Below are 20,275 nucleotides of genomic sequence, written 5' to 3'. Positions count from 1 at the left end.
AGGAATTGACGCAAGAAGCTAACAGCAGTATTGCAGCTTTATCCCGTGGTGATTTGGCCGGTCGGCTTGCAGCCACGTTAAAGAAGTGGCTAAAAAGACCGGGTATGAAACCGGTCTGCTTTTGCGGCCGGTTTTTTTGTTGTTTGAAGGTGGTGATGGCATGAGCAAGACTTGGCGCCCGGCAACTCAACTCGTTCACGAAGGGACGCTGCGCTCGCAATATGGCGAGACTTCGGAAGCGATCTTCCTGACGCAAGGTTTCGTCTATGATACCTCTGAAGCGGCGGAAGCCCGATTCAAGGGCGAGACGGACGGCTTCATCTATGCCCGATACGGAAGCCCGACCAACGATATGTTCGAAAAGCGGATGTGCGCGCTCGAAGGCGCCGAAGACGCCCGCGCCACCGCTTCCGGCATGGCTGCCGTCACCGCGGCGATCCTCTGCCAGTTGAAGGCCGGCGACCATATCGTTGCCGCCCGCGCGCTCTTCGGCTCCTGCCGATGGGTGGTCGAAACGCTTGCGCCGAAATACGGCATCGAATGCACGCTCATCGACGGCCGCTATCTCGAAAACTGGGAGAAGGCGATCCGCCCGGCGACGAAGGTCTTCTTCCTCGAAAGCCCGACGAACCCGACGCTGGAAGTGATCGACATCGCAGGCGTTGCCAAGCTCGCCGACGAGATCGGCGCCAAGGTGGTCGTCGACAACGTCTTCGCAACGCCGCTCTTCCAAAAGCCCCTGGAGCTCGGCGCCCATATCGTCGTCTATTCCGCGACCAAGCATATCGACGGCCAGGGACGCTGCCTCGGCGGCGTCGTGCTTTCCGATAAGGAATGGATCGACGAAAATCTGCACGACTACTTCCGCCACACAGGTCCGGCCATGTCGCCGTTCAATGCCTGGACGCTTCTGAAGGGCATCGAAACGCTGCCGCTGCGCGTCAAGCAGCAGACGGCGAGTGCTGCCAGGATCGCGGACTTCCTTGCCGAACAGAAGCAAGTGGCCAAGGTGATCTATCCGGGCCGCAAGGATCATCCGCAGGCCGATATCATCGCCAAGCAGATGTCCGGCGGCTCGACGCTCGTCGCGTTCGAGCTGAAGGGCGGGAAGGAAGCAGCCTTCGCCTTGCAGAATGCGCTCGATATCATCAAAATCTCGAACAATCTCGGCGATTCCAAGAGCCTGATCACACATCCGGGAACGACGACGCACAAGAACCTGAGCGATGAGGCCCGTGCGGAACTAGGCATTTCTCCCGGCACCGTTCGCCTTTCGCTCGGCATCGAGGATGCTGATGACCTGATCGAAGATTTCGCTCAGGCTCTTTCAAAGATTAAGTCCTGACCGGCGATTGCCACGGCCGGACCTTGCCGGTCCGGCCGCATGCTCCACCTAAGAAATGGCGCGAGAGCTTCGCTTTAATACGGGAATTAACTTCGAAAATTAGGACTAATGTTCAAAACGACGTGCAATCATCGCGGTTTGAAGGATGATGCATGTGCCGTTTCTTGACGGATCGAGCGCTCTATAAGATACGGGTAACATATCTTGGCTATGGTGTAAGGCATGTACCGCGCGCTCACACGAGATATCGAAGTTGTCGTCGAGCCTTTTTATCTGGAGGAGCAATCCGATCCGGATGATGATCGCTATGTCTGGGGCTACCGGATCGTGATCAGCAATAATTCGGACCTGACAGTACGGCTCATCAATCGCTACTGGAACATCACCGATCAGAACGGCCTGGTGGACGAGGTGACCGGTCCTGGGGTCGTCGGCGAGCAGCCCCGGCTGGAACCTGGCGATACCTACGAATACTCGTCCGGCTGTCCGCTCGATACGCCTTCCGGCCTCATGTTCGGGCACTACCAGATGGAAACGGAGGACGGCGAGCTTTTCGATGTCGAAATACCCGCCTTCTCGCTGGATTCTCCCGGGCTGCTCAGAGTGCTGAATTGATCATTCCGCAGCCGATGCGACTTCCACGACCTCAAACCGATAGGTCGTGGAACAGAATTCGCAGGTAACGGCAATCTCGCCATTCTCCTGGCTGGCGTCGATCTCGTCGTCCGAAAAGCCCTTCAGCACATTCTTGATCTTCTCGCGCGAGCAGCTGCAGCGGTCGAAAACTGCCCGGGTACTGAAAACACGCACGCCACGCTCGTGGAAGAGGCGAAAGAGCAGGCGTTCGATTCCGACCTGCGGATCCGTCAGTTCGTCCGCATCGATGGTATCGACCAACGCGCGCGCTTCGGTCCAGGCGTCGTCTTCCTTGTGTGCCAGCGCGGCGTTGTCGCCGTCGCCGCCGTGGAGGTCGGGCTGGCGCATGCGCTCCGGCGCTTCCGGCAAGAACTGCGCAACGAGACCGCCGGCGCGCCAGCGGTGGCGCGGCTTACCCGCCTCGTCGCGGTCAAACAATTCGGCGGCAGCCAGGCGGACCCGCGTCGGGATCTGCTCCGACTGACGGAAATATGTGCCGGCAATATCCTCAAGCGAGGTACCGTCGAGCGCAACGATACCCTGATAGGGCTGGCTGAACTTGCCCTGGTCGATGGTGAAAGCCAGCACGCCCTTGCCAAGAAGCTGTTCCGGCTCGGTCTGGCCGGCAGCGACTGCCTTGTCGAGCAGCGCCTGATCGAAGCGCGCATAGGCACGCACGTTCTCCGGCGTCGAGAAATCAGCGACGAGGAGATCGACAGGGCCATCGCCCTTGGTCTGCACCGTGAACTTGCCTTCGAACTTGAGCGACGTCCCGAGAAGCACCGTCAGCACAATGACTTCGGCGAGCAGCCGGGCAACAGGTGCCGGATAGTGATGGCGCTCGAGGATCGCATCCAGCATGGGACCGAGCTGGACGGCGCGGCCGCGCACATCGAGGCCCTCTACCTGGAACGGGACAACGTGATCATCGCCGGCGAAATCGAACTCGCCGAGAGCACTTGCGGTTTCTGCCATGGTCTTACTCCTAGTAGTCCGAGCGGCAGACCAGAAGCCTTTCCACTCGCGCGGCCACGAGGCCATCAGGCCAAAGGTGGCGCCCAGTATGGTTCAGATCACACCCAGGCACCATGCAAGAATCGACTTTTGCGCGTGAAGACGGTTCTCCGCCTCATCGAAAACCACGGATTGCGGGCCGTCGATCACTTCGTCCGTCACTTCCTCACCACGATGGGCGGGCAGGCAATGCATGAACAATGCATCCTTGCCGGCCTTTGCCATCAAAGCCGCGTTGACCTGATAGGGCTGGAAAACGTTGTGACCGCGGGCCCGATGTTCCTGATTCATGGAGACCCAGGTATCGGTTACCACGCAATCGGCACCCTCGACCGCACGGTCGGCATCATGGCCAAGCATGATCTGGGCGCCCTCGTTGCGGGCCCAGTTCAGATAGTGATCCTTCGGCTCGGAACCAAGAGGCACGGCCATGTTCATGCGATAGCCAAAACGGGCAGCGCCTTCGACCAGCGAGTGCAGAACGTTATTGCCATCGCCGGTCCAGGCGATCGTCTTGCCCTTGACGGGACCACGATGCTCCTCGAAGGTCATGATGTCGGCCATGATCTGGCAGGGGTGTGTGTCGTCCGTCAGCGCGTTGATGACCGGCACCGTCGCGCGTTCGGCAAGTTCCAGCATGCGGTGATGCTCCGTGGTGCGGATCATGATCGCGTCGACGTAACGCGAGAGCACCTTGGCTGTATCGCCGATCGTCTCCGCGCGGCCGAGCTGCATCTCCGTGCCGGAGAGAAAAAGCGTCTCGCCGCCAAGCTGGCGCATGCCGACATCGAAGGAAACGCGCGTGCGCGTCGAAGGCTTCTCAAAAATCATTGCCAGCATCTTGCCTGCGAGCGGCTTATCGCCCTTGCCGGCCTTGAAGGCCTGCTTGCGTAGGATCGCATCATCCATGATCGACCTGAGATCGGATGCGGTTACCGCCGAGAGATCGAGAAAGTGTCTGGGGAAAGCCATGTCGTTCTTACCTGTATGCCCCTTGAGGGGATCTTATCCGTTCAAGCCGTCTTCTTGGTCTTTGCGGCGCGAATGCTTTCGGCAGCGCGCTCCACGCGGGCAAGGCCCTCGCGCGCTTCCTCCGCCGTGACGACCAGAGGCGGAAGGAGACGGATGACATTATCGCCCGCCGGAATGGCCAGAAGATGAGCAGCACGAATGGCCTGCAGCAGTTCGGAAGACGGGACGGCTGCCTTGATGCCGAGCATCAGGCCTTCGCCGCGCACATTCTCGATAACATCCGGATAGCGGTCCTTTAGCGAGGCAAGGCCCTGGCGGAAGACGAGCGCCACGTCGCGCACATGTTGCAGGAAACCGTCGGCCAGGATGACGTCAAGCACTGCGCTGCCGACCGCCATGGCAAGCGGATTGCCGCCATAGGTGGAACCATGCGTGCCGGCCTTCATGGCGAAAGCTGCATCCGCCGTCGCAAGGCAGGCGCCGAGCGGGAAGCCGCCGCCGATGCCCTTCGCAACCGCCATGATATCCGGCGTGACGCCGGACCATTCGTGGGCAAAGAGCTTGCCAGTGCGGCCGACGCCGGACTGAACCTCGTCAAGAATTAACAACAGGCCCTTCTCGTCGCAGAGTTGACGGAGTGCCTTCATGAATTCGTTTGTCGCCGGACGAATACCGCCCTCACCCTGTACCGGCTCTATGAGGATGCCCGCCGTCGCATCCGTGACGGCGGCGCGGACCGCCTCGATATCGCCGAACGGAACCTGATCGAAACCCGGTGCCTTGGGACCGAAGCCTTCGAGATACTTCTCCTGACCGCCGGCCGCGATCGTCGCCAGCGTACGGCCATGGAAAGCGCCTTCGAATGTGATGATGTGGAAGCGTTCTGGATGGCCCTTGGAATACTGATAGCGGCGCGCGGTCTTGATCGCGCATTCCAGCGCCTCGGCCCCGGAATTGGTAAAAAACACCTTGTCGGCGAATGTGACGTCGGTCAGCCGCTTGGCAAGCGCCTCCTGGCCCGGAATTTCATAGATGTTCGACAGATGCCACACCTTGTCGGCCTGGGCCTTCAGGGCTCCAACGACATGCGGATTGCAGTGGCCGACGGACGTTACGGCAACGCCTGCGCCAAAATCCAGATATCGCTCGCCGCCCTCGGTGATCAGCCACACGCCCTCACCTCGCTCGAACCGCAAAGGGGCGCGAGAATAGGTGTCATATAGCGGCGCGGCTTGAGCCATGGCGCGGTCTCCTGTCGGCGTTAGGGCAACCGGACTCCGGCTAAAAACCAGGCCCGAAAAATTAAAAATGCCGCCTTTCGGCGGCGAGGGCCACTATTTACGTTTCGCGCCGTAATGTCAACAAAACTGCGGATTTGGGCGCATGCGGCCGACAGCCGATCAGGCGAGCTGTTTATCAACAGCTAATGTTGCAGAAATGACTCGCTGGGGAAGCAAGTTGGGGAAAACTTGAAATTCGATTCATCCGGATTCCCGCGACTCTTGTCACGGAGTCAGCCTCACACTAGGTTAAAACTCAATTACTAGACTGCATGCGGCGGAACTAGTCACCACAATTGGTCAGGCGTTTCCTGCTTCGGACGTATCCGGAGCAAGGGTGAGGGATTCTGCCTTCACAACGCTAAACGGCGGAGACAGGGCATGAACTGGACAGACGAGCGTGTCGAAAAACTCAAGAAGCTTTGGTCCGAAGGGTTGAGCGCGAGCCAGATCGCGGCGCAGCTCGGCGGAGTGAGCAGGAACGCGGTCATTGGCAAGGTCCACAGGCTTAGCCTTCCCGGTCGCGCCAAGGCCGGCGGCGCGACGACGACCGCACGCGCGCCGAAGCGCAATACTTCGGCTGTCCGCGCACCGAATTATGCATCGCGGATGGCAACGCGCACCGTCACGCGCCAGCAGGGCGCGACGATGCTCAAGGAAGAGGTCGAGATCGATCTCATGGAGGAGATGGACTATCGTCCGGCCGCAAACGTTGTCGTGCCGATCTCCCGCCGTCTCGGTCTGACGGAACTCACGGAGCGCACCTGCAAGTGGCCGGTCGGCGACCCGCTGAAGGACGACTTCCACTTCTGCGGCTGCGACAGCCCGGACTCTTCCCCTTATTGCAGCTATCATCAGCGCCTTGCCTATCAGCCGGTCAACGAACGCCGCCGGGCGGCAGCCCGCGCAAGCTGAGCCGGATAAGTAACAAATGGAAACGGGTCCTCGCGGGCCCGTTTTTTTGCGTCTTCAATCGGGATTTCGGCCTAAAATCCACGACCATTATTCCAGGTTTACGTCGTCAGAAACGCACGGTGAACTCCGTTCCCTTACCGATTTCGGACTTGACGATCAGCCGTGCACGGTGGCGCGTCAGGATATGCTTGACGATCGCCAGACCGAGACCGGTGCCCTTCTTGGAGCGGCTATCCTCTATATTGACGCGATAAAACCGCTCCGTGAGGCGCGGCACATGCTCCGCGGGAATGCCCGGGCCCTTATCTGCGATGCTGACTTCAACGGCCTCGCCGGATGCATTCTTGACGTGGACATCGACGACCTTGCCTTCCTGGCCGTACTTGCATGCGTTCTCCATGAGATTTTCAAAAACCTGGACCAGTTCGTCGCGGTCTCCGAGAACCTCCGCCTTGCCCTCCGGCAGGTGCAGATTGATTTCGACGCCAACCTCCGTGGCAAGCGGCACCAGCGCGTCCCTGACATGGCCGAGCAAGGGCACGAGATCGACTTTCTCGTCCGGTGCGATGTGCGACTTGAGCTCAAGACGGGAAAGCGAGAGAAGATCGTCGACAAGGCGGCTCATGCGAGTCGTCTGGTCGAACATGATGCCCAGGAAGCGCTCCTGCGCCTTCGGATCATTCTTTGCCGGGCCTTGGATCGTCTCGATGAAACCGCGGAGCGACGCAAGCGGAGTCCGCAGCTCATGGCTGGCATTGGCGACAAAATCCGACCGCATGCGATCGATGCGCCGCACCTCGGAGATATCGCGGAACGAAAGCAAGAAGAAGCGCTCGCCATTCCCGGCTCCGCCGAGGTCGATCGGCGCGCTGCGAACAATATAGACGCGCTCCGACGGCAAGCGCTCGGAATGCTCAATCTGATTGGGAGCGTTGGTGGCGATCGTCTCTCCCACCATGTCCAGAATGCCCGGCGAGCGCAGGCGTGCAGAAATATGCGCCCCGATCACCACTTCGCCAAAGGCCCTTTCCGCGGCGCGGTTCTGGAAGAGAACGGAGGCATCGCCTGAGAGGAGCATCACGGGTATATCGAGGCCAGCCAGCGTTGCGGAGACGGCGGGCAGCAGACTTGCGGGCGCTTCCGGTTCGAGTTCCGGCGGTTCCGCAAGCTTTGCCTGCACGGCCGGCATGCTGTTTAGAAGCACAATGGCGATCATTAAGACAAGAAGCGCCAGCACCGCCCACTTGTTCATGCCGGCCGCAAGCGCAACGAGGCCAATGACGATCGCTGCGAGCAGCACCGTTCGCTGCTGCCGGATGCGGGCCATGAGCCCCGTTGTCCATGGCATTTCGTCTTCCAAATGTTCCTCGCCCGGTCGGTTCGTTCTTACATTCAAACTCTGCCTGATAGCCGTGATTCATGACAGAAGTTTTCCGCCCCTGCCATTTGCCGCAAAAGCCGCAACCGATACACACAGGAATTTGCCTGCCGCGACCGATTTGATTTTCAACGAAAAATATGATCGCCTGCGAAGAAAGCCACAGGCGGAGAAGGAAATATGGCCGAAGCTGTCGAAAGCCGCGCGGTTGAACTGGACATCAGGGGCAAGAAGCGCGTCTTCGATGTCGATGATCCGGTGCTTCCCGACTGGATCGATGAAGAGGCGCTGGAATCGGGAGATTTCCCCTACAAGAAAAAGCTGAAAGAGGAAGAGTATCTCGAAGAGCTGGAAAAGCTGCAGATCGAACTGGTCAAAGTGCAGTTCTGGCTGCAGGCGACGGGCAAACGGGTGATGGCGCTCTTTGAAGGCCGCGATGCGGCCGGCAAGGGCGGCGCCATCTCGGCCTCCTCCGCCCACATGAACCCGCGCCTTGCCCGCGTCGTCGCACTCGCCAAGCCGAATGACCGCGAACTCGGCCAATGGTATTTCCAACGCTACATCGCCCAGTTTCCGACGGCCGGCGAGTTCGTTCTCTTTGACCGCTCCTGGTACAACCGCGCAGGTGTCGAACCGGTCATGGGGTTTTGCACGCCCAAGCAATATGAGGATTTTCTCAAGCAAGCGCCGCAGCTGGAAAGGATCATTGCCCACGAGGGCATTCACTTCTTCAAGTTTTATCTGGATATCGGCCGCGAGATGCAACTCAAGCGCTTCCACGACCGCAGGCACGATCCGCTGAAGGTATGGAAGCTTTCATCGATGGATATCGCGGCGCTCACCAAATGGGGCGACTACAGCGACAAACGCGAGCGGATGCTCGAGGCGACGCATACGGAATTTGCGCCCTGGACGGTCATCCGCGCCAACGACAAACGCCGCGCGCGGCTCAACCTCATCCGTCACATGCTGAAGAAAATGGATTACGACGGAAAGGACGACAAGGCGATTGGGGATCTCGACGACAAGATCATCGGCGCGGGCTCCGGCTTTCTCAAATAAGGGTCACTGCCCCGGCAGGATGCGCACGGCGTAGAGGTTGATGCCCCGCGCCTTGCCGTCGACATCGCTGTTGATCATCAGCCTGCCATCGCCACTCGGCGCCAACGACCGGTCGAAGGTAACCTGAAGCAGAGCGTCGGACTTTTCGCGGGTGACGCTGAACCGATGGCGAGCGCAATTGCCGAGCGTCTGGAAATTGCATTCGACCATCACCTGCGTCGGCTCGTCGCTCGTCGATTGCAACGTGATCGCGATCGTCGAGGATTTGCCGGCGAGCTCTCGAAGTACGTCTTTGGGAACGCTGATGCCGATATTGCCATCGGCGCCATTGCTTTCCGAGATCAAACGAACGGCCGGACCATCGTTTTCGGCGATGTTTTCCGTCCGCGCCCGCGGGCCGCTTTCGATCTTGGCAGCGTCGGCAGGCTTGAATATCTCAATCCATTCCGCAGAGAAGCTGTTCTGCGGGTCGATCGTGACCGGCTGATCGACATGCGGTGCCGTGTTCGCGGCACCTTCGTCCGCACCATCAAAGTCTTCCGGCTCGGTACTGGCAGGCGGATTGGCGACGCTGGTGTCGCGCTCGGCCGCCGTCAGGAAGAGGCCGGACTTATAAGCCCACCAGGCCCCCATGCCGATGAAGGCGATCAGCACGCACCAGACAAGCAGCCGCGAGAAGAATTTTCGCGGCTTGCGGCGCTTTGCAGCCCCCTCCGGCCGGAAATCCATATGGGCGGAGGGGCGGCTTTCGGGTGCAAGGCCTTCGCCGGTCTGAGGCGCAGCGCCGAGATGATCGGACGCAGCGGCATGGACGTCATCAAGCCTCGACTCGTCGTAGGCAGGCCTTGCCGAATAGGCTCGTGTTTCACCGCCGACCTGAGGCGCGTCATGTTCAAAGCGCTCGTCGTGCCTGACCGGCGGTGGGATTTCGGCGACGGGCGGAACGGGCACTTCCGGTGGACCCTGGCGCGGATGCAGGCGCTCGCGTTCTTCGGCCTCGATCATGTGAATGGTCGTTTCGAGCCGATGACGATGATGCGCAACCGCTTCCCGGTCGGTGATATCCTGCTTGCGAAGGCCGGCCTCCAGCGCCTGGCGGGCCGATTGATAAATCCTTGCACGGACTTCCGGATTATCGCGATCGGAGTTGTTAAGCGCCGTTCTGATTGCCGTTTCTAATCCGCTCACATCCGATCCTTCATGCTGGCATCAGGCATCACCCTGAAATCTTTACAAATGCCTAACAAAACTCGGTAGCGTCAATGGTTGAAAACCGCAAGTCTTGCGGCTGTCAGCATTTCGAATCGCAGGCAATAAATATGGCTCTTACCCCACCCTTGCCCACTTATCCCGACAGCCGATCTCTGCGCAATCGACACCTCGGCACTCAAGCATGCTCTTTTCCTAGCTCATCAAGTCTGGTATCAAATTGACGTTTTCGTAAACGTCAATTTGATGGTGAAACGCAATGTCCCTTCCCAAAATCCTCACCAAAAACCTGAGACTGCCGGTTCTTGCTTCACCGCTCTTTATCATCTCGCATCCGGCCCTGACGCTGGCGCAATGCAAGGCGGGCGTGATCGGCGCTTTTCCGGCGCTGAACGCCCGGCCGGAAAGCCAGCTCGACGAATGGCTGGCAATGATCACCGAAGACATCGCCGCCCACAACGCCGCCAATCCGGACAGGCCGGCAGCACCCTTTGCCGTCAACCAGATCGTCCACATGTCGAACAAGCGGCTGGAGCACGACCTGCGCCTCTGCGTCAAATACAAGGTGCCTATCGTGATCTCTTCGCTCGGTGCCGTGCCCGAGGTGAATGCGGCCGTACACTCCTATGGCGGCATCGTGCTCCACGACGTCATAAACAACCGCCACGCCAATTCGGCGATTAGGAAGGGTGCCGACGGATTGATTGCGGTAGCGGCGGGCGCCGGGGGGCATGCGGGCACGCTGTCACCCTTCGCTCTAGTGCAGGAGATCCGTGAATGGTTCGACGGTCCGCTGCTTTTGGCAGGCGCGATCGCCACCGGCGGCGCGATCCTTGCAGCACAGGCGATGGGTGCGGACATGGCCTATATCGGAACGCCGTTCATCGCGACCGAGGAAGCGCGCGCCACCGAAGCCTACAAGCAGGCGATTGTCGCGGGCGCTGCAAACGACATCGTCTATTCCAATTATTTCACCGGCGTGCATGGCAATTACCTGAAACCATCGATCCACGCCGTCGGCCTCGACCCGGACAACCTGCCGGTGGCGGACCCATCGAAGATGGATTTCGAGCAGGCAGTCGGCGGCGCGAAGGCCTGGAAAGACATCTGGGGCAGCGGTCAGGGCATCAGCGCCATCAAGGCGGTTGAGCCGGTCGCCAAGCTCGTTGACAGGCTGGAAAGCGAATACCGGGCAGCGCGCGCACGCCTCGCGCTTTGAGCCGCGCCACCTTCCACAGGGGAGCGTCTTTTTTTTCAAAGGCACGACAGGGTGCTTGAAATCTTCAAACAATGCCTGTATCAGCGCCATGCAAATCACGGCCGCCCAGTTGGGCCGCCAAGTTGCCGCTTTAGCTCAGTCGGTAGAGCACATCATTCGTAATGATGGGGTCACGTGTTCGAGTCACGTAAGCGGCACCACTTTTCTTAAAGTAAATCAGTTCCTTACGCCCGACTAGACCACAGCTGTTTACCGGGAACCTGATAGACCGTTTGCAACAAGACAAGCCTTCGGATCATCAAGTTTAGCCATGGGCAGCGGCCATGCTGGCTTTGCCAGAATTCCTATATCGGCTTTTCACCTCATATGAAGGATGTTGCGGCGAAGAATATGCGTGACGCACACTCGCTCGATTATTTCTTTCAGTGCATCACGATTTCAAAGCCAAGTGCATCGAGGAGTGCCAAACATGACGCTTAGCAGGCAACTTCTCGCCGGTGCGCCAGGTCTATTTACCCCGGTTGGTGATCGCCGGATCCGCGCAAAGAAGGCAACACCTATCATTGCGAACCTCACCTCGATTGATTGTGTGAAGACGAACGGCAACGCGCCAGCCGGCATCGTGGCTCGTCAGCGGTCTTGACTGATGTCGGCGCGGCTTCATCATCGCTGTCGCACTGGGCCTTATTGCGCACGTATCGTTTGTAAAGCGTCATACCAGGTACTCTCTCAGACGGATAACGCAGGATGGCCGCTCCATCGCGGGCGATAATCCGCTGAGCGGCGGCGCAGGTCGTCGAGCCGGCATTCAACCGCTCGATTGCGAATGAAGGTTCGACCCCTAATATGAGCGCAAAGAGTATAAGGCTGGTCCTTTTCATCGGTTTAGCTTTCCTCTGTCGAATAGGGTTTCAGCAAGGCACGGATTAGTTGCGTCCTCCGTGGTATATACATGATCGCACAGGTCTGGCGGCAAGTAAGGTGCCGGGGCAACCACGCCATCGGGGCCTTTGTCCCAGTATGGCCTAGGTCGTGTATTCGAAATGTGACAAAAGGTTTAGCAGTCGACGCGATCTTTAGGAGTTCGTGGGCAAGGGCCGGACATGGCGGCGCAAAGCAGCCGTCGAGCCGAACTTGAAGGTGTGCGGGAGCTGCCCAGCGGCGGTGAGCGCCATGCGTTCCGCGGTTGCGTGTTTAGGTCTCGAAACCATCCGGCTGATGAGGCGATAGCGTCCACAATGGCCCGTCATGAAAGCGAAGTTTCTTCGATATCGCACGCGACATCAACTCGCCCCCTGATGCCTCCGGAAGCCGCAAGCGTGCCTCCTGACGCTGCCACGCCAATCAACTGTCTTCGGCGGCAATCCCCCGATGGCGAATGCGGCAGCATTCCTTGAAGGTCTTGCCTGAACCGCAGGGGCAGGGATCGCTGCTGCGGCGCTGCAGGCGGCCGATCAGGGGAAGTGTTGCGGCCGACGGCAGCAGGGCCGCCGCCAGGGCGACAAGCTTGGCCGAAATGCCGGGGACTACAAGGCGGCGGCCGGATTTGAAGCCCCACCAGGCCCGTTCGGCCACATAGTCCGAATCGAGCTTCGGTAATATCTTGAAAAGCTGTGCTCGGCCGGCTCCGGATTTTTCGAGGAACTCGGTCGACACCGGTCCCGGCGCAACGCATGTGACGGTCACGCCCGTGCGGCGCAATTCCTGATGAAGCGCTTCCGAAAAGAAGCGCACGAAGGCTTTGCTCGCATAATACAGGGCCATATTCGGCCCGGCCGTGAATCCGGCTATGGAACCGAGATTGAGCACGCCGCCACGCCCGCGCGCTGCCATTCCCGGCAGGAAGCGGAGAGTCAGTTAGACTCGCGATTCAGAAGATAGAAAAATTTGAGCGTCAGCGCGGCCTCTATCAAAGCTGTCTTGTTAGATTTTGATCAGGTGGCGACGAACGCTACAAGTCGTCACCAAACGGAAGCACTGGCCAAGAACAATGGCATAGACATCATCTGGCAGGACATTTGCCACGAAACGCTCTTGCTCCATCAAATCGATGGATTTCAAGCCCACAAGCCGCCGACGGCGGCCAAAGCGCTCGTGGCCCTAAGAAAACAATGGCCCGACTACCAAAAGCCACTGACGCAGTCCGACTTGTCCAAGAAATTCGACATTCAATTCTGTTGAGCGGGCCGCGTCCGTTGAGCCATTGCTAGATCATTTCCTTAGTCTCATTAATCTGATTTGACGGCAACTTAAGTTGGCCGATCACAATCTCGATTTCGTCGTGGTTTGGAGCCGCTCTGGTAGCACGTAATATTTGTCCGGCAACTGCCTCGCTTCTAACGCGGTTTTCGGCGCAACGGCTCTGGCGCAAAATCGCGTGCCGGCGGACTGACCCAGCCCCGGTTGCGAACGACGTAACCTCTAAAAAAGCGAACATTAACCTGAGGCCTCTCGCGGAGAACCTTGTTGGGGATGACTATTGTCTCCAGTTCGTCGCTTTCATGCTGGTGATCATACCGTAAACAATCGTGCGGCAACTCCTGGTGCCTTGGAAGCGGACCTTGCCGAAGCGTCAGTTTCTGCCGAGGGCAGAGCAAGGGTAAGGAGCGCCGCGAAGACCATGACGACGCCATAGGGTACCTTGCGGCTCGCCCGAATTTCCTCGATGCGCATAAAAAAGGCGAGATGCCTAAAGGGCAGCGGCACCGGCAGCCGCAGCATCAGCAGCGTCGCGACGCCGAGGACGAGTAGGAAGATCGAAAACGGCAGCATACCGTGCCAGCCGACGAAAAGGCCGATCGGCAGGAAAAGCTTGGCGTCACCGGCGCCGAACATCCGTACAGCCCAGAGCACGACACCGAGCGCGAACATCAGCAGGCCGGCACCGACATCGCCGCCGATCCCAGTAGAGGCAAACAGCGTCGCGCCGACATCCTCGGAGCCAAGCATCACGGCCGCGGCGCGCAGCGCATACAGGGTCACGAGCGCGAGGACGAGTGTGTTTGGGATCTTCCATGTTCGGAAATCGGTCCACCCGGCGTAAAGAAAAAGCAATACTGAAAGCCACGTAGTAAAGCTGACTATTTGTGTCATGCCACCTAACCCTATTGGCGAAGATAATCTACATAAGTCTAGCTCTAGAGCCGATGCGGGCCGCGATGGGACGGTTTTAATGACGAGTTTTGTCGAGTCGCATCTTAACCATAAACTATACGCGTCGATTCGTATTCGTTATCTCTAATTGACTAAATTAGAATTAACAGATTATTAATATATCTAGTCGGAGGGGTGGTCTCGACGGCAAGAGGCGGTGCCGGGGGAATGACGGCGAGCCAAGTAATCTGGAGGTAATTCTCGATGAAAGCACTTGTAAATAGCGTACGCGCTTTCGCGCGGGAAGAAGACGGCGTCGCACTGACTGAATATCTTATTCTGCTTGGTTTGCTGGTCGGCGGAGTTGTTGCATCAGTTGTCCTGATCGGCGAGGAACTCAACACGGCGTGGTCATCGTGGGCGACTTGGTTCCAGGCTCAAAACCTCGAAGCACCGGCTGCGGGCGGCGGCGGCGAGGAGGGTTGATGCACCTCAGCTGCTTCCTGAGCAGCGTTTTTTGAGCTGGAGAGAGGGGTTTTGTTAACGCCTCTCTTCTAAATTAGCCATCTTAGATGGAAGTATCTCACCCAGTGTAGCGAGTAGCGGTGATGCGTTCTTCAACGATTTTCAGTCTCGTTATTGCTTTCGTGCTCGCAGGAGCAGCGGTGTTTGGAATGCGCGAGTATCTCGCCGATCAGCAGGCCCGCCTGCTGGCGATGGGCCGCACCAAGACGCAAGAAAAGTCATTGGTTGTCGCCGCCAAGCCAATGCGCTTCGGCGACCGGATCCGCCCCGAAAATCTCAAGGCCATTCCCTGGCCCTCAAACGAAACACCCACAGGCTCGTTCGCAAGCATCGATGCCGTAGTCGGCGACGATGCCCAGCCGCGCTATGCGATGGCGGCGATCGATCCGGGCGAGCCGGTGCTTTCCTCGAAAATCACCGGTGCCGGCGAGCGTGCCACGCTGTCGGCGGCGCTCGACCAGGGCATGAAGGCGGTTTCCATCCGCGTCAACGACGTGCTCGGTGTCGCGGGCTTTGTGCGGCCGTCCGACCGCGTCGACGTGCTTTTGACGCGGCTCGTGCGCGGCAAGGCCGGCAACGACCAAACCTTTGTCGACGTGCTGCTGCAGGGGGTCAAGGTGCTGGCCGTAGACCAGACCGCGGACGAGCGCAAGGACGAGCCTTCCGTGGTGAAAACCGTGACCTTCGAGGTGACGACCGACGAGGCGCAGCGCCTCACGCTCGGCGCCACAATCGGCACGCTGTCGCTGACGCTTCGCAACATCGCCTCGTCCTCTATCGAAGAGACGCGGCAGATCACCGTCGCCGACCTTGGTGGCGGCCCGATAGCGACCGAACTCGGCAAGGATCTGGCGGAGACGCCAGAGCGGGAAAAACAAGTCCAGATTGTCGAAAGCATTGTCGAACCGGTATTGCCGATTGAGCCAAAGTGGGCAACTGTGGGCGTATGGAACACGACGAAGCGCGAGGAGCACAGAGTCGGCCTGATCCAGTGAGATAGATGCGGGATGCCCGCAACAAGCGCGGCGGCCGAACGAGGGGGGTGAAGGCAGGCATGTCGAGGTGTGGCAAGAAGGGAAATGCAGGGTCAAGAAGCCTTGCGGCACTAGTTGCAGTGTTTTCGGCCTTTGTGTGCTGGGGGCCAGGCTTTGCCGGACGCGCCGACGCACAGGAAAAGTTCGTGACGCTCGGCGGATCGGTCCAGCAGGTCACGCTGCCTCCAAACGAGACGCTGACGCTCAATACCGGCCAGACGTTCGGCGATCTCGTCATCGGCAGCGCCGATATGATCGACGTGGTGCCGCTGTCAGACCGGTCGCTGTTCATCCGCGCCAAGCAGATCGGCGCAACCAATATCTCGGTCTATGACGACAGCAAGAGATTGCTCGGCGTCATCGACGTCCGTGTCGCCAGCGATTTCAGCGAGGCGGCCCTCGCAATCCGCTCCGCCGCGCCCTCGGCCCGGGTTAGGGTATTCAACTCCAACGATCGCATCCGCGTGACCGGCATCGTCCGTGATGCCGTGGAATTGCAGCGGGTGATTGAAATTGCCCAATCCTATTCCGAGCGGCCGGTGCTAAACCAGCTCAAGGTCAGCGACAGCCAGCAGGTGATGCTGGAGGTACGTGTCATCGAAGCCTCGCGCCAGACGGGCCGTGACCTCGGGATTGGTTGGTCCGGACAGGGCAACAACGGCATCGGCAAGGCAACGACCAGCCAGGGCATCGGAGTGGACGACGGCAGCCTCGTCCGCACCCTGCTCGACCCCAAGGGCGCAGCGACGGGTATGCAGCCCTTCGGCCAACTAATCGCAAAGGTGCTGGAAATCTCGGGCGGCCAAATTGACGTGGTGATCAACGCGCTCGAGCAGAAAGGTGTGGTGCGCCGACTGGCGCAGCCGAACCTGATCGCCATGAGCGGCTCGACCGCCAGCTTCCATGCAGGCGGCGAGGTACCGATCCTGACGACGACGACAAACGGCGCGACCGTCGCCACCCAGACCGATTATCGTCCCTTCGGCGTGCGGCTGACTTTCAAGCCGGTGGTTCTCGATGACGGCCTCATTAATCTGCAGATCGAGCCGGAAGTCTCCGAGCTCGATACATCGATCAACGTCAACGGCAATCCGGGCTTCATCTCGCGCGCTGCCAGCACCACGGTGGCGCTGCGCGACGGGCAGAGCTTCGCAATGGCGGGGCTTTTGCAGTCAATCAATGCCAAGGACATCCAGCAATTGCCGGGTCTCGGGCAGATACCGATTCTCGGCGCGCTGTTCCGCTCGACGAGTTTCCAGAAAAAGGAATCCGACCTCGTCATCGTCGTCACACCGCATATCGTGCGGCCGGCCTCGCCAGGCGAGGACCTCTACAGTCCGCTCGACCAGACACGTTCGTCGAACGACGCGGAGCTGTTCGCGCTCGGTATACTGGAAGTGGACAAGGACATGCTGCGGCGCTTTCGCAACGGCGAAGGTGTGAAGGGCCCCTATGGCCATCGTCTCGATCTGGACAAGGGAGGCCAACTTGCTGTCGCAAAAAGATAAGCGCGCGCTTCTCGTCCTTATCGTCGCCAGCCTCCTTTCCGGCTGCGCCGACTACATGAACCATCGCGACTCGATCACCTTCGGGCTCGGGAACGCCGTGGAAGCCAACAAGGCCATACATACGCAGGACCCGTTCCCGCCGCAAGCGCAGCGAACTCGTATCGCCAGCGACGGCAAAGTGATCCGCAGGGTGGTCACCGATTACCAGAACGGCGGGTCGGTTATCGTGCAGCCGGTTCCGGCCATGGCGGCCAATGGAACGGCCGGTGGGGCAGCCCTCGGCAGGTAACTATCGAACGGCATGAACGGCGGCAGCGCCGGAAGGAAAAGACGCACAAAACACGGACGTCACGGCGATAGCGCCGCGATGGGGGTATGCCAATGCTTAGCAGGGTTATCCGACGGTTCTGGAATGACCATCATGGCTACGTCATCGCCTTGACGCTCGTCGCCATGCCGCTGCTTCTCGGCTTTTCGCTGCTGGTCATCGATGTAGGCCGTAGCGGCAATCTGCATACCGACCTGCAGGCCGCCGTCGATGCGATGGCGCTCGCCGGAGCCCGCGAACTCGACGGCCGCGACGATGCGATCGACCGGGCGGACGCGGCAATCGAGAAAATTGCCAACAGTGCAGCTTTTTCCGGCGGCGGAAACGGCATGTCGCTCGGCTCGTACGTAACGGTGAGCTATGATCCGGGAAACGATGCCGGGAGCACCGTTATTGTTAGATATCTCAAGAGCATACCGGATCAGGATGACGACGACATCGACCTTGACACGATGGAGGCGGAGAACTCCAATGAAGCCTCCTATGCCTGGGTTATCGCCAAAGAACAGGCGATGCAGACGATCTTCCCGATACCAGTCGGCTTCACGCGTGACACAGTGAATGTCTCGGCGGATGCCGTGGCGGTCTACCGGGTGAGCGCCTGCGACGTGACGCCGATGTTTATCTGCAATCCGTTCGAGCCCGTTGGGAACACGAGCGAGACTGCAAGCGAAGATGCGGCAGAGGCTTTACACACCAATTTTGCGGCCGGCAATCTCTATGGCGTGCAAATCGAGCTTCACAGCACCTCGGCATCCAACCCCGGTCCTGGCAATTTCGGGTTTTTGCGAACTCCCTTGGGTAACGGGGCGTCCGTGCTGGCGGAGGCTCTTGCCACCGGTAATCCCGGTACCTGCTATACACGTGACAGCCTCGATACCGAGACCGGTGCAAAGGCGGGGCCGGTCGAAGACGGCGTGAATACGCGCTTCGGCTACTACTCCTCGTCGTTCAATAAAGTGAAGGGCGATTATCGTTATCGTCCAGCCCAAAACGTGCGCTCTGCACAAACGATAACCGGAAAGGGCGGCAAGGGATGCGATACATACGATCCGGTAAAAGTCGAAGACATTGTCGGCGATCCCGCCCAGGCTTTGCCGCTAGGCTACGGAGCGGCCATGAACTCCCTCTCCGGCGGCAAGATCAGCAGCGGCAACAACTGGCAGTATACGACATACTGGAACGTTGCTCAGGGAACGGCCGCTCCCTCAACAAGCACGATCTTAAGCGGCCACTCCAGTTATCCGCAGCAGGCAGCCGGTACACCATCCCAGCCCTCCGCCTACGACGTCTACCGCTACGAACTCACCAATCCGGCGCTCATCAGCCATGCCTCGGCGAACGGCGAGACGGGGACGCCTGCCACAGGCGGCCAGTGCTACAGCGGGCCTGATCTCGCGGCCTATACGGCGGCCGAATATGGCGATCGCCGCGAGATCTTCTCTGCCATCGTAAACTGCGGCTACGAGCAGTCCGTTGGCCATCTGAACGGCCATAAGGCCACCCGCGCGGTCGCCTTTGCCCGGATGTTCCTGACAAAGCCGGCGATCAAGGATGCCGGTGAGCGATATCTCTCGCTCGAAATGATCGACATAACCGGCAAGGGCGGACGCGGTACGCTCGATGAGTTCCTGCGCGAAGAAGCGGAACTCGTCCGATGATGATGGCGCTCCGCAATTTCGTCCGGCAAGGCCTTGGTCTCGGGTTCTGGTCAAGGCAGGAGGGAGCGGTACTGGCCGAAGCGCTGGTGGCGGTGCCCTTTGTGACGCTGTTCGCCGCCGGTATTCTCGAGTTCGGCAACATTTTCTGGGAGCGGATGCAGATCGACGCAGGCCTGCGCGATGCCGGGCGTTACTTGTCGCGCTGTCGGCCGGCGTCGGGGACCTACGCGCCGACATGCAATCAGACAACGGCTAAGACGATCGCCTTTTTTGGAACGCAAACTCCTGCAGCGGACGCCAAACCCCGCGTGCCGGGTTGGAAGGACCCTGCGGACATCACCATCGCGGCGCCCGATGCCGATGGGAACATCACTATTTCTACCGCTCACCTCTACCAGACTTCGCCTCTGTTCGACTGGCTCGGAATCGATGCCATCACCATCAGTTCCTTCCATGAAGAGAAGTATATCGGATGGTGACCTTTCGGACATTTGGAGCGTTCTGGCAAGATACCCGTGGCGTCAGCCTCACCGAGGGGCTGCTGACCTTTCCGATCGTTATGCTGGTGTTTTCCGCCTTCGTCGAGTTTGGCTATGCGATGGCGCAGTGGAACCAGACGGTCAAGGCACTGCAATATGGCGCCCGCCTGGCTGCAGTATCCGATCCGCTGACAACGAATTTCGATGCCGTTTTCCCGATCGAAGCCGCCGATCCACTCGACAACGGCAAGGCCGCGCCGAACGATGCGGCGATTGCCTCAACCTGCGGACCGGCTCTTGCAAACTGCACGGCGGCATTGAACCGGATCGTCCTGGGGAACGATGGACTCTGCAGCGTGCCGGGTGACCCCCACCCTGGCATTTGCGACTTCAACTGGCGGATAAAGCCCCAGAATCTGATGGTGACCTACCAGCGCTCGGGACTCGGCTACTGGGGCCGACCGGACGGGCCGGTGCTGACGATGCGGCTGGAGGTGCGCGACGTCACCTTCGATCTGCCAGTCCTCGGGGCACTGCTCGGGATCAACGACATCGTCATTCCAGCCCATCCGGTGACGATCACCACGGAAGACCTCAAGACTTGTTCGACCTGCTGA

The 20,275-nt window shown here is 59.5% G+C and carries 19 protein-coding genes, 1 tRNA gene, 1 pseudogene and 1 riboswitch; of the genes and pseudogenes, 14 read left to right on the top strand and 7 right to left on the bottom strand.

Translation table 11 applies throughout. From position 1 onward, the window contains the following. Nucleotides 1-35: 35 nt before the first annotated feature. Nucleotides 36-114: riboswitch (SAM riboswitch) on the top strand. A 46-nt stretch (nt 115-160) separates the two neighbouring features. Further along, entirely contained in the window at nt 161-1,345 is a 1,185-nt protein-coding gene (locus tag RGR602_RS02750) for an O-succinylhomoserine sulfhydrylase (protein ID WP_039843839.1), read from the top strand. 222 nt (nt 1,346-1,567) lie between these two features. Beyond that, nucleotides 1,568-1,960, top strand: coding sequence for a Co2+/Mg2+ efflux protein ApaG (gene apaG / locus RGR602_RS02745; protein ID WP_022713591.1), 393 nt, complete (start codon nt 1,568-1,570; stop codon nt 1,958-1,960). Here the strand turns inward: apaG and RGR602_RS02740 are convergent, their stop codons facing one another. The 3 genes from RGR602_RS02740 to RGR602_RS02730 form a co-directional block, all read right to left on the bottom strand. After that, nucleotides 1,961-2,956: an Hsp33 family molecular chaperone gene (locus RGR602_RS02740; protein ID WP_039843838.1), complete on the bottom strand. Its 996-nt coding sequence runs from the start codon at nt 2,954-2,956 to the stop codon at nt 1,961-1,963. It abuts the gene before it with no gap. A gap of 93 nt (nt 2,957-3,049) precedes the next feature. Further along, nucleotides 3,050-3,967, bottom strand: coding sequence for an ornithine carbamoyltransferase (gene argF, locus RGR602_RS02735; protein ID WP_039843837.1), 918 nt, complete (start codon nt 3,965-3,967; stop codon nt 3,050-3,052). Between the two features lie 41 nt (nt 3,968-4,008). After that, nucleotides 4,009-5,208, bottom strand: coding sequence for an aspartate aminotransferase family protein (locus RGR602_RS02730; RefSeq protein WP_039843836.1), 1,200 nt, complete (start codon nt 5,206-5,208; stop codon nt 4,009-4,011). Nucleotides 5,209-5,628: 420 nt separating this feature from the next. Between RGR602_RS02730 and RGR602_RS02725 the strand changes: the two genes are divergently transcribed. After that, a complete protein-coding gene (locus tag RGR602_RS02725) occupies nt 5,629-6,162 on the top strand; it encodes a GcrA family cell cycle regulator (protein ID WP_039843835.1) in 534 nt (177 codons plus the stop codon). Nucleotides 6,163-6,268: 106 nt separating this feature from the next. Here RGR602_RS02725 and phoR read toward each other — a convergent pair whose 3' ends face one another. After that, a complete protein-coding gene (gene phoR / locus RGR602_RS02720; RefSeq protein WP_039843834.1) occupies nt 6,269-7,489 on the bottom strand; it encodes a phosphate regulon sensor histidine kinase PhoR in 1,221 nt (406 codons plus the stop codon). 231 nt (nt 7,490-7,720) lie between these two features. On the opposite strand from phoR, the gene ppk2 reads away from it, so the two are divergent. Further along, nucleotides 7,721-8,602 carry a polyphosphate kinase 2 gene (ppk2, locus tag RGR602_RS02715; protein ID WP_039843833.1) on the top strand — a complete coding sequence of 294 codons (882 nt, stop codon included), beginning with the start codon at nt 7,721-7,723 and terminating at the stop codon, nt 8,600-8,602. A gap of 3 nt (nt 8,603-8,605) precedes the next feature. Here the strand turns inward: ppk2 and RGR602_RS02710 are convergent, their stop codons facing one another. Then, nucleotides 8,606-9,790: a hypothetical protein gene (locus RGR602_RS02710; protein ID WP_039843832.1), complete on the bottom strand. Its 1,185-nt coding sequence runs from the start codon at nt 9,788-9,790 to the stop codon at nt 8,606-8,608. Between the two features lie 280 nt (nt 9,791-10,070). Between RGR602_RS02710 and RGR602_RS02705 the strand changes: the two genes are divergently transcribed. Then, nucleotides 10,071-11,030, top strand: a complete 960-nt coding sequence (locus tag RGR602_RS02705; protein WP_039843831.1) for an NAD(P)H-dependent flavin oxidoreductase — start codon at nt 10,071-10,073, stop codon at nt 11,028-11,030. A 124-nt stretch (nt 11,031-11,154) separates the two neighbouring features. Beyond that, nucleotides 11,155-11,230, top strand: a tRNA-Thr gene (locus RGR602_RS02700). Between the two features lie 1,144 nt (nt 11,231-12,374). Here RGR602_RS02700 and RGR602_RS02695 read toward each other — a convergent pair. Then, nucleotides 12,375-12,887, bottom strand: a pseudogene (locus RGR602_RS02695) (SDR family NAD(P)-dependent oxidoreductase); the annotation flags it as partial. 30 nt (nt 12,888-12,917) lie between these two features. Here RGR602_RS02695 and RGR602_RS02690 point away from each other — a divergent pair. Next, on the top strand, nt 12,918-13,211 hold the full coding sequence (locus tag RGR602_RS02690) for a hypothetical protein (protein WP_039843830.1): 294 nt from the start codon (nt 12,918-12,920) through the stop codon (nt 13,209-13,211). A gap of 330 nt (nt 13,212-13,541) precedes the next feature. Here the strand turns inward: RGR602_RS02690 and RGR602_RS02680 are convergent, their stop codons facing one another. Further along, the gene (locus RGR602_RS02680; RefSeq protein WP_082046481.1) at nt 13,542-14,123 is read right to left on the bottom strand and encodes an A24 family peptidase; all 582 of its coding nucleotides are present in this window, start codon (nt 14,121-14,123) and stop codon (nt 13,542-13,544) included. A 264-nt stretch (nt 14,124-14,387) separates the two neighbouring features. Between RGR602_RS02680 and RGR602_RS02675 the strand changes: the two genes are divergently transcribed. From RGR602_RS02675 to RGR602_RS02645, 7 genes are all read left to right on the top strand, one after another. Next, nucleotides 14,388-14,609 (top strand): hypothetical protein, encoded by a 222-nt coding sequence (locus RGR602_RS02675; RefSeq protein WP_039843828.1) that lies wholly within the window; start codon nt 14,388-14,390, stop codon nt 14,607-14,609. A 122-nt stretch (nt 14,610-14,731) separates the two neighbouring features. Beyond that, the gene (cpaB, locus tag RGR602_RS02670) at nt 14,732-15,643 is read left to right on the top strand and encodes a Flp pilus assembly protein CpaB (RefSeq protein ID WP_039843827.1); all 912 of its coding nucleotides are present in this window, start codon (nt 14,732-14,734) and stop codon (nt 15,641-15,643) included. 59 nt (nt 15,644-15,702) lie between these two features. Beyond that, nucleotides 15,703-17,190 carry a type II and III secretion system protein family protein gene (locus tag RGR602_RS02665; RefSeq protein WP_039846603.1) on the top strand — a complete coding sequence of 496 codons (1,488 nt, stop codon included), beginning with the start codon at nt 15,703-15,705 and terminating at the stop codon, nt 17,188-17,190. Next, nucleotides 17,171-17,479: a hypothetical protein gene (locus tag RGR602_RS02660; RefSeq protein ID WP_407692037.1), complete on the top strand. Its 309-nt coding sequence runs from the start codon at nt 17,171-17,173 to the stop codon at nt 17,477-17,479. Before RGR602_RS02665 ends, RGR602_RS02660 begins: the two co-directional genes overlap by 20 nt. A 92-nt stretch (nt 17,480-17,571) precedes the next feature. Continuing rightward, the gene (locus tag RGR602_RS02655; RefSeq protein ID WP_039843826.1) at nt 17,572-19,179 is read left to right on the top strand and encodes a TadE/TadG family type IV pilus assembly protein; all 1,608 of its coding nucleotides are present in this window, start codon (nt 17,572-17,574) and stop codon (nt 19,177-19,179) included. Next, on the top strand, nt 19,179-19,658 hold the full coding sequence (locus RGR602_RS02650) for a TadE/TadG family type IV pilus assembly protein (protein WP_039846601.1): 480 nt from the start codon (nt 19,179-19,181) through the stop codon (nt 19,656-19,658). The genes RGR602_RS02655 and RGR602_RS02650 overlap by 1 nt, the downstream gene beginning before the upstream one ends. Next, nucleotides 19,652-20,275 (top strand): TadE/TadG family type IV pilus assembly protein, encoded by a 624-nt coding sequence (locus RGR602_RS02645; RefSeq protein ID WP_039843825.1) that lies wholly within the window; start codon nt 19,652-19,654, stop codon nt 20,273-20,275. Before RGR602_RS02650 ends, RGR602_RS02645 begins: the two co-directional genes overlap by 7 nt.

This window comes from Rhizobium gallicum bv. gallicum R602sp, assembly GCF_000816845.1.
GTDB lineage: Bacteria > Pseudomonadota > Alphaproteobacteria > Rhizobiales > Rhizobiaceae > Rhizobium > Rhizobium gallicum.
Note: the sequence above shows the minus strand (reverse complement) of the source record. Positions and strands in the feature narration are given on the sequence as shown.